22 protein-coding genes are annotated in these 12,681 nt (G+C 36.4%); 16 read left to right on the top strand and 6 right to left on the bottom strand.

Going from position 1 to position 12,681, the window contains the following annotated elements; translation table 11 throughout:
* Positions 1–63: 63 nt before the first annotated feature.
* From CDOM16189_RS09075 to CDOM16189_RS09045, 7 genes are all read left to right on the top strand, one after another.
* Positions 64–261 (top strand): helix-turn-helix transcriptional regulator, encoded by a 198-nt coding sequence (locus tag CDOM16189_RS09075; protein ID WP_169975303.1) that lies wholly within the window; start codon positions 64–66, stop codon positions 259–261.
* Positions 262–498, top strand: coding sequence for a hypothetical protein (locus tag CDOM16189_RS09070; protein WP_169975305.1), 237 nt, complete (start codon positions 262–264; stop codon positions 496–498).
* Between the two features lie 97 nt (positions 499–595).
* On the top strand, positions 596–829 hold the full coding sequence (locus CDOM16189_RS09065) for a hypothetical protein (RefSeq protein WP_169975307.1): 234 nt from the start codon (positions 596–598) through the stop codon (positions 827–829).
* The gene (locus tag CDOM16189_RS09060; RefSeq protein ID WP_169975309.1) at positions 826–978 is read left to right on the top strand and encodes a hypothetical protein; all 153 of its coding nucleotides are present in this window, start codon (positions 826–828) and stop codon (positions 976–978) included. The genes CDOM16189_RS09065 and CDOM16189_RS09060 overlap by 4 nt, the downstream gene beginning before the upstream one ends.
* On the top strand, positions 975–1,241 hold the full coding sequence (locus CDOM16189_RS09055; RefSeq protein WP_169975311.1) for a hypothetical protein: 267 nt from the start codon (positions 975–977) through the stop codon (positions 1,239–1,241). The genes CDOM16189_RS09060 and CDOM16189_RS09055 overlap by 4 nt, the downstream gene beginning before the upstream one ends.
* A complete protein-coding gene (locus CDOM16189_RS09050) occupies positions 1,238–2,047 on the top strand; it encodes a hypothetical protein (RefSeq protein WP_169975313.1) in 810 nt (269 codons plus the stop codon). Before CDOM16189_RS09055 ends, CDOM16189_RS09050 begins: the two co-directional genes overlap by 4 nt.
* A 2-nt stretch (positions 2,048–2,049) precedes the next feature.
* Positions 2,050–3,615, top strand: a complete 1,566-nt coding sequence (locus CDOM16189_RS09045; RefSeq protein WP_169975315.1) for a hypothetical protein — start codon at positions 2,050–2,052, stop codon at positions 3,613–3,615.
* A gap of 777 nt (positions 3,616–4,392) precedes the next feature.
* Here CDOM16189_RS09045 and CDOM16189_RS09040 read toward each other — a convergent pair.
* A complete protein-coding gene (locus CDOM16189_RS09040; protein WP_169975317.1) occupies positions 4,393–4,620 on the bottom strand; it encodes a hypothetical protein in 228 nt (75 codons plus the stop codon).
* Positions 4,621–4,796: 176 nt separating this feature from the next.
* Here CDOM16189_RS09040 and CDOM16189_RS09035 point away from each other — a divergent pair, with 176 nt between their 5' ends.
* The 9 genes from CDOM16189_RS09035 (at position 4,797) to CDOM16189_RS08995 (ending at position 7,996) form a co-directional block, all read left to right on the top strand.
* On the top strand, positions 4,797–5,033 hold the full coding sequence (locus CDOM16189_RS09035; RefSeq protein WP_169975319.1) for a hypothetical protein: 237 nt from the start codon (positions 4,797–4,799) through the stop codon (positions 5,031–5,033).
* Positions 5,030–5,425 carry a hypothetical protein gene (locus tag CDOM16189_RS09030; RefSeq protein ID WP_169975321.1) on the top strand — a complete coding sequence of 132 codons (396 nt, stop codon included), beginning with the start codon at positions 5,030–5,032 and terminating at the stop codon, positions 5,423–5,425. Before CDOM16189_RS09035 ends, CDOM16189_RS09030 begins: the two co-directional genes overlap by 4 nt.
* A 3-nt stretch (positions 5,426–5,428) precedes the next feature.
* Entirely contained in the window at positions 5,429–5,737 is a 309-nt protein-coding gene (locus CDOM16189_RS09025; protein ID WP_169975323.1) for a hypothetical protein, read from the top strand.
* Positions 5,734–6,000: a hypothetical protein gene (locus CDOM16189_RS09020; protein WP_169975325.1), complete on the top strand. Its 267-nt coding sequence runs from the start codon at positions 5,734–5,736 to the stop codon at positions 5,998–6,000. Before CDOM16189_RS09025 ends, CDOM16189_RS09020 begins: the two co-directional genes overlap by 4 nt.
* A gap of 86 nt (positions 6,001–6,086) precedes the next feature.
* Entirely contained in the window at positions 6,087–6,458 is a 372-nt protein-coding gene (locus CDOM16189_RS09015; protein WP_169975327.1) for a hypothetical protein, read from the top strand.
* A complete protein-coding gene (locus tag CDOM16189_RS09010) occupies positions 6,442–6,723 on the top strand; it encodes a DNA/RNA nuclease SfsA (RefSeq protein WP_169975329.1) in 282 nt (93 codons plus the stop codon). The genes CDOM16189_RS09015 and CDOM16189_RS09010 overlap by 17 nt, the downstream gene beginning before the upstream one ends.
* Before the next feature lie 505 nt (positions 6,724–7,228).
* Positions 7,229–7,432 (top strand): hypothetical protein, encoded by a 204-nt coding sequence (locus CDOM16189_RS09005; protein WP_169975331.1) that lies wholly within the window; start codon positions 7,229–7,231, stop codon positions 7,430–7,432.
* 79 nt (positions 7,433–7,511) lie between these two features.
* Complete coding sequence (locus tag CDOM16189_RS09000; protein ID WP_169975333.1) at positions 7,512–7,736, top strand: hypothetical protein; 225 nt, start codon at positions 7,512–7,514, stop codon at positions 7,734–7,736.
* A complete protein-coding gene (locus CDOM16189_RS08995) occupies positions 7,730–7,996 on the top strand; it encodes a type II toxin-antitoxin system RelE/ParE family toxin (RefSeq protein ID WP_169975335.1) in 267 nt (88 codons plus the stop codon). Before CDOM16189_RS09000 ends, CDOM16189_RS08995 begins: the two co-directional genes overlap by 7 nt.
* Before the next feature lie 373 nt (positions 7,997–8,369).
* On the opposite strand, the gene CDOM16189_RS08990 is transcribed toward CDOM16189_RS08995, so the two are convergent.
* From CDOM16189_RS08990 to CDOM16189_RS08970, 5 genes are all read right to left on the bottom strand, one after another.
* Entirely contained in the window at positions 8,370–8,939 is a 570-nt protein-coding gene (locus CDOM16189_RS08990; RefSeq protein ID WP_349304351.1) for an ABC transporter ATP-binding protein, read from the bottom strand.
* A 50-nt stretch (positions 8,940–8,989) separates the two neighbouring features.
* A complete protein-coding gene (locus CDOM16189_RS08985; RefSeq protein ID WP_349304350.1) occupies positions 8,990–9,697 on the bottom strand; it encodes an ABC transporter transmembrane domain-containing protein in 708 nt (235 codons plus the stop codon).
* A 129-nt stretch (positions 9,698–9,826) separates the two neighbouring features.
* Positions 9,827–10,036: a hypothetical protein gene (locus CDOM16189_RS08980; RefSeq protein WP_170000991.1), complete on the bottom strand. Its 210-nt coding sequence runs from the start codon at positions 10,034–10,036 to the stop codon at positions 9,827–9,829.
* A 125-nt stretch (positions 10,037–10,161) separates the two neighbouring features.
* Positions 10,162–12,279 carry a heavy metal translocating P-type ATPase gene (locus CDOM16189_RS08975; RefSeq protein WP_170000990.1) on the bottom strand — a complete coding sequence of 706 codons (2,118 nt, stop codon included), beginning with the start codon at positions 12,277–12,279 and terminating at the stop codon, positions 10,162–10,164.
* A gap of 1 nt (position 12,280) precedes the next feature.
* Positions 12,281–12,658 (bottom strand): ArsR/SmtB family transcription factor, encoded by a 378-nt coding sequence (locus CDOM16189_RS08970; protein WP_170000989.1) that lies wholly within the window; start codon positions 12,656–12,658, stop codon positions 12,281–12,283.
* Positions 12,659–12,681 lie beyond the last annotated feature (23 nt).

The following is a 12,681-nucleotide window of genomic DNA, read 5'->3' as shown; positions in this document are numbered from 1 at the left end:
GCCATAATTCACTCATATTTACCAGCTAGCTTTAAATATTAAATGACATCATAAAGGATTACTATGAAAGCTAAAAAAATATGCTTTGACAAACCAAATTTAGCACCAAAAGAGGCGGCGGCGTATCTTAACATCTCAATATCTACACTTTGGCGATTTACTAAAAAGGCAGAGTTTCCAAAGCCTAAGAGGCTATCGGATAGAACGATACTTTTTAACAAAAGCGAGTTAGACGATTACTTGCAAAGAATGGGGGCTTAAATGCCAAAACTAACCTTTAACGTAAGCCCTGAATGCTTTAGCGCAAACGATGAGGTTATGCTAAAGGCTTTTAAACAGCATTTGCATAATTACAAGGTTAAAAGTATGAGCGAAGCTCCGCAAGAACTTATCGATTGTGCTTTTGACTTGTTTCATATCACACGCACGCAATCAGAGAGCATTAAACAGCTTGAAGTAAAGTTAGGTATTAGACCGAAGGAAAGAAAACCCGCTTAACTCTTATAGGCTAAACGGGATAATTTCAGTCGTGATGAACTGCAATTATACCCGACAGCCTTTAAAAGTCAAGCATAACTATTTAAAGGACATACAAGTGAAATCTGCACGAACAAATATGCAAATAATAGTAAAAATAATGCTAGAGCAAGGCGAGGTTACGGCTTCGGACATTTATTTTATCAGTAACTCAAACCAGTATTTTGTAGCTTTGGAACGCTTGGGAATAAGCGGGAGCAGGTGGCATACAAGAGCTAACGGCACTAAATGCAAGATGAGGTTTATCAAAGACAGGGCAAAGGCTCTTAAATTTATAGGGGTTATCCAATGAATAAACAGAGTTTAGAAAAGAAACGGCAAGAACTAATCAAAAAAGTTAAGCTACTTGAAAATATCATAATCGCAAATGCGATAAGCGATTATATGGACGACTTTAATAAGACGAGAGATACGAAAGACAAAAAGAGGGCTAAAAAATGAGTGAATACGAACGCTTAAAGCCTCTTATCAATCGTGATGTAGTAGCAAGCATTATTATAAATTGCGGTTACTGCGTAGATAGAAGCTACAAGTTTAAAATAAGAGATGAAAGAACACCAAGCGCAAGCATTGACCGCAACGGCTACGTTAAAGACTTCGGCGGAAGCTTTGGGGGCGACATATTCGCCTTTTTAAATGAGGTTGCAGGCTACACAAAACAAGAAGCCTTGCAGATAGTTAAATATTCTTTAGGGGTAGAGTGATGAAATCAATCGAGAGTTTTAAAGGAGTGGCTTTAAACGCTCCACAGCTAACGGCAAGCGAGCAAACGCAAGATAAGAGGATAATCAACCTAAGCGAATTTGCTAATAAGCTAAGAGAGGCTTTTAAAAAGAGATACTGCGACATTCAAAATTTAGCCACACAAGAGCAAACGGACGAGCTTTATAGCCTCTATCCTTGCAACTTCCTAAGGGCTTGCAATGCAAAGCTAAATAAGCTTGATTTCTTAGGATATAACACAAAACATCAAAGTTTATCCATAACGCTAAAAGACGACACAGGCGAAGTGCAAGCCATAGCCACTAGACACATAAGAGATGAAGCAGGCGAGATCATCAAGGGCAAGAAATGGATAAGGGCAACAGGCTCAAATAATAGCTTTATACCTCATCGCATAGACAAAAACGATGATATGGTATTTATCGCAGAGGGTATGGGAGAAATAGGACTATTTAAGATACTAAACTCATCTTATATCTGCTTTCAAAACGCAGATGAGCTTAACAAATTTGAATATAACCCGTTAAAAGATGAAATTTTATCAAAGCTCAAAGATAAAGCCGTGATTTGCTTTGTAGATAATGATGAGGTAGGACAAAACGGCTTTAATGCTATCTATCCTCTTATAGGTGAAGTTACAAAAGAGCTTTACCAGATACGATTTAAAGACAAACCCAAAGGCTACGATTTAAGAGATTTCATTATTGATTTATCAAAAGAGCATAGCCATAAGGATATTTTAAAAGCACTTGCTAAAGAGATAAGAGAAAGACAAGGGAGGGTATAAAAATGCTTAGAAACGGATTATTAGAGTTTGATGACGACTTTGGCAAAGACGCACCAAGATACATACCGGGCGACGAATACAATCTTAATCCCGCTAAAAAAGAACAAGGGCAACAGGCTCAAACAGCGACAACAACGCAACTATCAGGACAAATAGAGAATAAAACGAACACCGAAAAAAACCAAAAAGACCGGGCGGAAGCTTTAAGGGGCGATGAAGTTGCAGTGGATATTTCAGAAGTTAGCGAGAGCGAAATATTAGAACTTAGAAAAAGATACACATCGCAGTTTCATTTTGCTATCAAGTGGCTAAACGACTATACGGAGCTATTAAGAGAGGCTAGACCAAGCACCTACCCCCAAATAGAATTAAAAGCCATTCAAAATTTTGCCTTTTTATTGGCTCACGGCGGTTTTAATATGAATTGCTTTTATATGCTTGATTTAAGCGATACGGGAACAGGCAAAGGGGTGAATTTTAAAACCCAAAACAAGCTTTTATTTGAACCGATAAAAGATAATGATAGAGAGCTATGGCAAGAACATAAAAATAGAATAGACGAGCAAGTCAAAAATAACGAGATAAGCAAAGCCGAAGCCAAAACCAAGCTAATTAGAAGCATACACAAAGACGAAGCAAGCGTGGAAGCTTTGGCGCAGTGCTTTGAAAGCTCAAAAGTGCAGATGTTAGAAGTTGAGGAGCTGGGAAACGCAATCAAGAGCGATAAAAAGCACCCTTTAATAGACTTCGTGACAAAAATGCACGCTACAAAGGACTTCATATCGCCTACTTATAAGAATGGAGCAGACACAAAGCCTTATATTAACGATGTGTCTTTTTTCTTTTACGGCGATACTAATTTAACTTACTTGCCAGCCAAGACTTTAAAATTCCATCTTGAGGGAGGTTTTTTAAATAGGTGCATTATTGTTTATTGTAAGAACGTTTTGAGTTTTGAGGAGGCTCAATATTTAGAGATACCAGCGAATAAGATTGAGGCTATTCAAGAGCTTTCAAGAGAGATTTACGACTTTGCAAAAGAGCAAAGCAAGGAAAATCAAATAAATGATAGGTATCTTAAGACTAGCGAGGCGAGAACGGAGTTTTTAAAACAAATACGCTCAAGTATCCAAGAATACAACAGGGCTTACGATGAAACCCATAACGAAAACAACCGAACATTAGGCTTATTAAACGAGAGGATAGATTATAAGCTTGATGGCATTATCCAAACGCTCCACCTCTTAAAGGAATTCACTAGATACAAAGAGGATAAAGCACACTTTGCCTTTAATGACCTAGTGTCAGATGAGACAATAAAAGAGGCAATAGCCTTTTTGAATGGCTATCTTGACTTTGAGCCGATACTCAACAAAATAAATAAATTTAGTATAGCCGATAGGATAGAGTTAAGGGAAAGAATTTTAAATTATGTATCTAGTCAAAGATTACCAATAAGCCTAAGGGATGTTTATAGAAAATTCACTATAACAAAAAATGAGCTTATAAACCTTACTAGGAATAATTTAAAAATAGAGAATGGGAAAATAATAGCCCTTATTCTTTAGATTTTGTCTGACACTCTGACAAATTGCACGATAAAGCCTAAAAATACGGCTTTTAAGTGTCAGAAATGAAAATCTGACACTTTCTGACACTCTGACACTTTGGCGGATTTGTCAGAACTTGTCAGAAGCTATTTTCTGACACGATAATAGCCTAAAATACGATGTTTTAGAGCATTTTGTCAGATGTCAGACGTTGCATAAAGAATAAATAAGTATTTTTATATGGTGAAGTTTTTGAGATAGGATAAATTTAACCTCATCACTTTATCGGTAAAATGAAAAAACAGCCTAACCCAAAATAAAAGCTACAATCAATAAAAAGACATCAAACAATACCAAAGTATTAAAAAAGGCTAAAAGCTCTCTACGGGCTTTATTTTGTGTTTAAAAGGTATAAGTAATTAAACAGCATTCTAAATAATAAAATAGTAGGAATAATGCCTGATATGCTAGAAACATTTATTGATGATGTTTTGGATTGTTTTGATGAGGGATTAAAAGATTACTTCAAATAAGTGGTGGCGATAAGTGCCACCTCGAATTGCTATGAAATTATATCAATTCAATATAAATAACTGCTTATGTTTTTAAACTACATTGACAGCTATACGAGCAAAATAGAGCCAAGAAGCAACGAACGGCAGATAAAGCGATAGATTATACCCTTAAAGGGTTAAAAGGGCTTAGAGGGCTTGATTATGCTATTTGATATGAGGTAGTATCAATCTTTAGAGGAAAATACAAGAAGTTAAAGTGGGTGATGAGGCTAAAAGGTTGCTAGCTTTTATTTTTATTCAATACATAAGGCTCAAATATCGTCACTGCACTATCTAAATCACGTGCTTTAGCATAGTTGTCAAGCCAAGAGCCTACCCAAGACGGAACGGGCTTTTTATCGTCAGACCAATTATACACACTACCAGCATTTAATCCCGTCATATTTGCAAAATCTGCAACAGATAAATTTAAAACATTTAGCTTATTTAAAAATTCACTTTTTAGCATTCTGTAAAGACCTTTATTTTATTTGTGTAAATTGTAGCGTATTTAATCAAAAATGTAAAATAAGCCAAACTTTTATCATTAAAGATTAGATAAACACTTGACTATTTTAATTTAAGATGATAATATTTCAAATAATTTTTAATCAAAGATGAAAAATCAACATCAAAGGAGACCAAATGAGACTAACGTTTGAAATAGAGAACGAAGTAGATTTAGTTGATGAGATAATACCTGCACTTAATGCAATATCTCATATTACCCACGCTTTGCCGTATCATACAAAAGGAGTAGGCATTAATCACAACAGAGACTGCGAAACACATTATTTTTTAAGTTGCTTGATATACGACATAGCAGACGAAATAGAAGCTTATGCAGACAGAAAAACCAAAGAAGCAAAGGAGATTAAATGAAAATCACAACAGAGGGGCTACAACATATTAAGGCAGATTATGCGGAATATGCTATACAGCATAATGACGGAAGCGATGAGGTAAGCGAGCAAAAGCTTTATGAGATAGGGTGCTTAGCTTATTACAGCTACAGACAAACGAAAGGAGATTACGAGAGAGCGTTAACAAACAACGGGGTTTTAAGAACAAGGAGCGAAGAAGCCGAGAACAGAGCCGAAGCACTGCAAGAGGATAACATAAGGCTTTATCAACTTATCGGGCGAGAAACCGATAAAAACAAACAGCTACAAGACAAGCTTGATAATCTGCAATCTGTTATCTTGCTATTTAAACAAGGCGACATTAACCAAGATGAGCTAATTGAAACTTTACTAATAGAAAGCGAGGATTAAGAGATGAACGCAAATGAAATTTTAGACTTAGTAGGCAAAGACCTAAACGATACAGAGCAAAAGTTTTTAAAATTCTTAGCCACTTACCAAAACGACAAACAAGAGGACAAAGAGGTAAGTTTTAGCGTATTAGACTGCGCCTTTGATTTATTCTCAATGCTTGAAAACCTAGCAGGCAATTACAAAGCCTTAAAGGCTAGATATGAGGACTTACAAAGAGCAGTTAGGCTTTATTGCTTAGGCAAGCTTAGCAAAGAGGAGCTATTGGCGGAAATGGTAACGGCAAGCGTAGAAACAAAGGCTAAGAGATGATAATAACAACTTCAAAAACACCGAGCAGAGAGAAGTTTTACAATACTTTAAAGGCTCATTATCAGCAAATAGATACCAAGACAGGCGAAATTACTTACAACTTAGAGGAATACGCCTTTAATCTTTACTGCTCCATTAGTCAGCTTATGGCAGAAGCAGAGAGTAAGGCAAATACTATTCAGGAGCTATTAGAGCAAAACAATAAGCTAAAAAGAGAGCTTGAATACTACGAAAGGATAAAAGATGACCTATCAAGAGTTTAAATTTTATCAATCCATTATCGGTAGCCAAGAGGGCTTAACAATTAAAGACTTTATTATCTTTGTGAAATCATTTAAAAGGATAAGCGATGAGTAAAGAGCATTTTTATCAGGCAAGTAAGGAAATTTTAAAAGCTAACAATAAAGCTTTTAATATTAGAGAGCTACTAAAGACGGATAAAGAAAAGGCAAAGCTAACAGCCGGAGCAATGGCAAAAGAGTTTGAAGCCAAAAAGGATTACAACGAAGCACCGAGCGAGCTTATTATTAAAACGAGTGAATACCTGCAGGAGCTAGAAACCCAAAAGGAATTTATGCGGATAGTAAATCAAAATATTGAAGTTGAGAACTTGAAAATATTTACCAAGATATTTATACAAGAGGTTGAACGCATGCAAGGCGAAATAATACACTTTATCGATAGATACGTATTAGGGGAAGACAATGACAAAACAAACTAAATACATTAACGCTATGCAAAAAGATAAGAGCGCAAAGGCTAAATTTGCCTACGAGATAGCAAAAAGAGAAGCAAAAGGGTTAAATGAACTAGAAGCCACATACCAAGCAGGCTATCAGGCTTATTGTGCCTTTAACTACTTTGCTAAAGAGTGCGAATACCTAGAGAAGCAAAACGAACACCTAAAAGGACTAATCGACAAGCTAGAGCAAGCAAAGCCTAAAGGCTCATATAAGTGGCACGGAGGATTAAGTCAAGCTAGATAGGTTTAACAGATGGCGTCGCTACTACCGACCTCATCGACTGAATAGGTTTAACAAAAAGGGTGTAGGTTTAATCTACCCCCTTTTGATTAAGCCTGTTTTGCCTTTAAAGGGCGAAAGACCCGAACGGCTTTTAAAAGATAGATAAGGGAAGCGTCGGCATAAGGGCGATAATCTTATGCTTGGTATCAGCCGAGCATTTAGCATTTCAGGCGGTTTTTAATAAGGCTAAAATGCTAAAAATAAGTTTGCAGACTTTGGAATATAAATAATTATGCAACTTGACAAAAATACACACTTTAAGTAAAATTGCGACTAGTCGCAAACCTTGCCAAAGTGTGGAAAAATTTTAAAAATTTGAGTGAGAATTTTCTTTCGGGGCTCTGCCGACCCCTGCAAACCCTACTAACTACAAAGGACCCGAAAGGCTAAAATGATTGAGCTAATAACCTTGATTATCTTTATTTGGGCTATCTCTAGTATTGTTGTTTCTTTGACTTGGAGATAAATGCCACGTATAATAATCCAGACTAGCGCATACAATATCAAAAAAATAAAAGAGTTTGTTACTGAATTAAAAGGCAAATCGGTAATCAATGAAAATAACGAACTACAAATAGCTTTAAAACTTCAACGAGAATGCAATAAAAGACTAAGGGCAAGAATAAGAGAAGCCTACGCGATAATTAACAAAAAAACTAATCATCAATAATACATTCAAGAAAAAATCAGGCTAATAATTTCATAAGCCTTTAGCGGTTAGAATATGACAAACGACAAAGGGGCTAATTATGAAAACCATCACATTAAGAGCAGATGAGGCACTAATTAACCAGATATTAGCCATAAGCAAGGCATTGGCAGAAGCAACAAACAAGAAGCTAGAGAGTATAACGGATGAAGCCGAATATCAATCAAGATTTAGTGAATATGAAGCGGACATTGAGGCGATAAAAAGCGGAAAGCTTGACACCTACCCTTTAAAAGGGATAAGAGATGAGGTTGCTAAATGGTAATTAGGCGCACGGAACGCTTTAACAATGAACTTAAGGCAGTTTTTGATTTTATCGCAAAGGATAGCAAAAACAGGGCTATTGAGTTTATTAAAAAAATGCTTGATAATGTAGAGCTATTAGAAGCAAACCCATTAATGGGTAGAACCATAACCCAAAACAAAAGAGAACTTATATTTAGAGGCTACATAATCCCTTATATGATAGATGATGAGGTTATTTATCTTTTAGGGGTTTATAAAGCCAATGAGTGGAAGTCGTGAAACTAAAAAACGATGAGGTTTCACATTTTAACCTTAATTAAGTTTCGAGCTGAAAAAGTTGTGAAACATATCAAATCTTAAACCAAAACACCTACTTTAAGCTAACGAAACTTAAAAACAGATATTTTTACTAAACAAAAAGCCATTAAATACGGCATTACAAATACTTTATATTGAAAACTAAACTTTTCATAACTCATTTTTTTATGTTGATTTTCTTAAAAAAAATAATTAATATTTTACTAGATTTACGTCTTATTTATTGAGTATGTTATCGAATATGTAAGAATATTTAATGCTTTAGAATAGCTATAAAAACGTTATTTAAGTGGTATATTATGGTATCGCTTAACCCACCATTTTTAAATTATAATCAACACTCATCCATACACACCACTTTATCCGCTATATTAATCAGTCTTTCGTTATCACTATGCGTGCAAAATATAATAGCCCAGCCATCTTGTTTAAGCTCTTGCAATAGATCAATCACGATATTTTCATTATCTTTGTCTAGTGCCGAAGTAGCTTCATCTAAGAGTAAAATTTTAGAGTTTTTCATAACGGCTCTTAGAAATGCCACTCTTGATTTCTCTCCGCCTGAGAGTTTATTGCCATCATCTCCTATCGTTTCGTCGATGTTTAAGTGCTTCAAATTTAATTTCTCCAAATAAGCCAAAACGCTGTTTAAATCACAACTTGAATTTGGATATAAGATATTATTAATAATCGTATCATCATGCAAAAATGTCCTTTGACCGCAATAAGATATAGCCGCTCTTAGCTCTTTATTAGAGTAAGAATTTATGTCTATTCCGTTAATATAAATCATACCATTTGAGACTTTATAAAGCCCCACAAACGCCCTAATGATCGATGTTTTACCGCTTCCGCTACGGCCCTTTATCAGGATCAACTCATCTTTATGGCATTTAAACGAAATTTCTTTTACTAACTCTACTTCATCTAAATAAATTTTTAAATTATTTACTACTACAGGGACATCTTTATATTTTTAAGTGAGCCGGTTTGTGCCTCTTCTTTTATGGTTAAAAATTCTATTATTTTGCCTATCGAAACAAGTGCTTTTTGAATGACTTGCAAATAATTAGAGATGTTTCTAATTGGTTGATAAAATTTGCGTGAATAGTCGGCTATAACAACTATCATACCGACTGCAAGAGCATGATTACTAACTTGATACACGGCATATAAAAGCACTAAGGCGATTCCTATAGTGCTTAAAGTCGCTTCAATAGGCATAAATATAGAAAGGCTTTTGGTTCCTGCTTTTCTATTTTTGTATGACTCATCGGATAGTTTGTTGAAGCGTTCTTGCTCTTTAGCTTCGGCATTAAATGACTTGATAGTTTCATATCCGCTAAGAAGCTGCTCTATACTAACGGTTATTTTAGAATCCGCTTTTTGAGTGTTGTCCGATGTTTGTTTTTGGATCCTAGCTGTCTTTATGCTAAAAATATATATAAAAGGTGTTGTGATAAGTAGGATCAGTAAGACTACAGGCTCAATGTATAGCAAAAATCCTACTACGAAAATAAAATCAAAAATATCGCTAAAAATCGTATAAAACGGTCTTTCAAAGATGTATTCAAGCCTTTGAGTATCATTCATCAAAGTGTAGATCACATCTCCTTTTGACATCTTAATGATCTCTTTAAAATCGATATTAGTTAGCTTGATAAACAGCTTTTTCTAACGTTTATTATGATTTTTTGCGCGATGATGACGACTATATAGCAGAAAAAATTTCTAAATAAAATATATACGATTGATGAGACAAAAAATAAAACAATGCCCGCAATTGCTAGATTATAGCTGCTTGGCTCTAAATTTGTGGTTTGTGATGAGATCATATATCAAGCCATTATTTGCGCCATTAGATATCGCGCTTATTGCAAAGCCGAAAAATTGAGCCAGAATGACGGCAAAAAACGATGATACGATAGCCATTAAAAAGCATATTATTACGATCGGCTTTGGAATTTCTGCGATTTTAATTATCTCTAGTACGGATTTCAAACTCTTGCCTCGGTTAAATTTAACAAAGCCTTATCTTTAAACAGCTTCTTAAATTTATCTAATTATATTTTAGAGATTTTAGGATGAAAAATCTTAAAGCAAGATATATGAGATAAAATTTTATTTCACCTCATCGCCCTAACGGAATTTAGTATCGCTATAAGCGCCACGCCTACATCGCCAAACACGGCTTCCCACATCGTTGCGTATCCTAAGGCTCCCATTATCATGATGGCGGCTTTTACGCCGAGTGCGAAGATGATGTTTTGCCAAACGATCGCACGTGTTTTTTTGGCGATTTTAAGCGCGGTTGCTATCTTTGAAGGCTCATCGTTCATTATGACGATATCGGCAGCCTCTATCGCCGCATCGCTTCCGACTCCACCCATAGCTACGCCCACGTCGGCTCTTGCAAGCACCGGCGCATCGTTTATGCCGTCTCCTACGAACATCACTTTGCCCTGCCCTGCTTTTTGAGCTAAAATTTCTTCTAGTTTTTCGACTTTTTGTGTCGGCAAAAGCTCTGCAAAAACTTGCCTGATGCCAAGTTTATCCGCGACATCTTGTGCGATCTCCTTGCTGTCTCCTGTTAGTATTACGGTGTCTTTTATGCCCTCATTTTTGATCTTTAAAATCGCCTCTTTGGCATCTGTTTTTAACTCATCGGTTATTATAAATTTGCCTGCAAATTCGCCGTTTATAGCCATGTAAACCACTGTACCAAGCTCATTTGAAGCCTCAAATTTAACTCCTTGAAGAGTCATAAATTTGGCATTGCCAGCAATTATATCCTTGCCGTTTATGCTTGCTTTTATGCCATGCCCTGCCACTTCTTCAAATTTTAAGATATCTTGTTCATTGATTTTGCCTTCCCTACTTTCGTATTCTTTTACGATGGAATTTGCGATCGGATGAGTAGAGAAAAACTCCGCATGGGCTGCTAGCCTTAGTAGCTCTTCTTTGCTTTTTATTTGTGAATTTTTGCTGCATAGCTTGATCTTGCTTACTTTAAAAATTCCTTTTGTAAGCGTTCCTGTCTTATCGAAAACGACTGTATCAACGCTGTTTAATGCTTCCAGATAGTTTGCGCCCTTAATGAGTATGCCGTGCTTTGAAGCGCCACCGATACCGCCAAAAAACCCAAGCGGGATGGAGACAACTAGCGCGCAAGGGCATGAGATAACTAAAAATACAAGCGCTTTATAGACCCAGGCTGATAGCTCTTCGTTAAAGATAATCGGCGGGATAAATGCAAGCATAAGCGCGACGAGAACGACTGCGGGAGTGTAATACCTTGCAAATTTTGTGATGAAATTTTCCGTTTTTGACTTTTTGGAGCTTGCATTTTGCACGAGATCAAGTATCTTTGAGACCGTTGATTCGGCGAAAATTTTGCTTACTTTTATCGTTACTAGCGCGCTTTTGTTTATGTAGCCGCTTAGCGCGTTTTCACCTATGCCGATCTCTTTTGGCAAGGATTCTCCTGTTAGTGCGGAGGTGTCAAATGTCGAAAATCCCTCTATGATCTCTCCGTCAAGTGGCACCTTTTCGCCCGGTTTTACGACGATGAAATCGCCCACTTTAACGCTTTCGGGCGAGACTTTTTGTATCTGTGCGCCAAGCTTTAAATTTGCAAAATCGGGCCTTATATCCATAAGCGAGGCGATCGATCTGCGCGATTTGTTTACTGCCATCTCCTGAAAGAGCTCGCCTATCTGATAAAAGAGCATGACAGCAACGGCTTCTGGGTACTCTTTGATGGCAAATGCTCCAAGCGTAGCTATACCCATGAGGAAATTTTCGTCAAACACTCGTCCTTTTATGATGTTTTTAGCAGCGCTTACAAGCACGCTCCAGCCGATGATCAAGTAGCTTGCTAAAAATAGTGCAAATTTAAGCGTTTCGCTAGCAGAAGCCGTAAGCGCAATGACAAAGAGTACTCCTCCTATGACAATTTTCGTGATTATATTTTTTACATTGCTATTTTCGTGATTGTGTGAAGTGTTTTTTTGTTTGTATTGAGTGACTATAACGCCGTCTTCTATGCTGTCAACGAGAGCTTGAATTTCTTTGATAAACTCATTTGTATTTATTTTTTTGTCGCTTGTTATTGAAATTTTTTGCCCCAAAAAGTCTAAATTCGCCTCTTTGATACCGTGCATTTTTGCTATTTTTGCTTCGATCTTCGCAGCGCAATTAGCGCAAGTTAAATTTTCAAGCGATAGAGTTATCTTGGTGCTCATTTTATCTCTCCATGATGTGTGTAAGCCCTTGTTCGATGATACTTTTTACGTGTTCGTCATCAAGCGAATAATAAACCACCTTGCCCTGCTTTTTGTGTTTAACTAACCTTCCTTGCTTAAGCACTCTAAGTTGATGCGAGATGGCCGAGTGGCTCATGCCAAAAAGTGCCGCGATATCGCAGACACACATTTGCGATTTGGATAGTGCGCTTAAAATTTTTATCCTCGTCGTGTCGCCTAAAATTTTAAAAAAATCGCCAAGATCGTATAAGATTTCTTCGCTTTTCAGCTCGTTTCTTACTTTTTCTATCACATCTTGATGTATGATCGTGCTTTCACAAACCGCTTGTAAATCGTTGTTTTGTATATTTTCTTGCATCTTTTTGCCTTTATATATGAACA

This window comes from Campylobacter sp. RM16189 (assembly GCF_012978815.1).
In the GTDB taxonomy this organism is placed as follows: Bacteria; Campylobacterota; Campylobacteria; order Campylobacterales; family Campylobacteraceae; genus Campylobacter_A.
The sequence above is the reverse complement of the archived record's forward strand: the minus strand, read 5'-3'. Positions and strand labels throughout refer to the sequence as shown.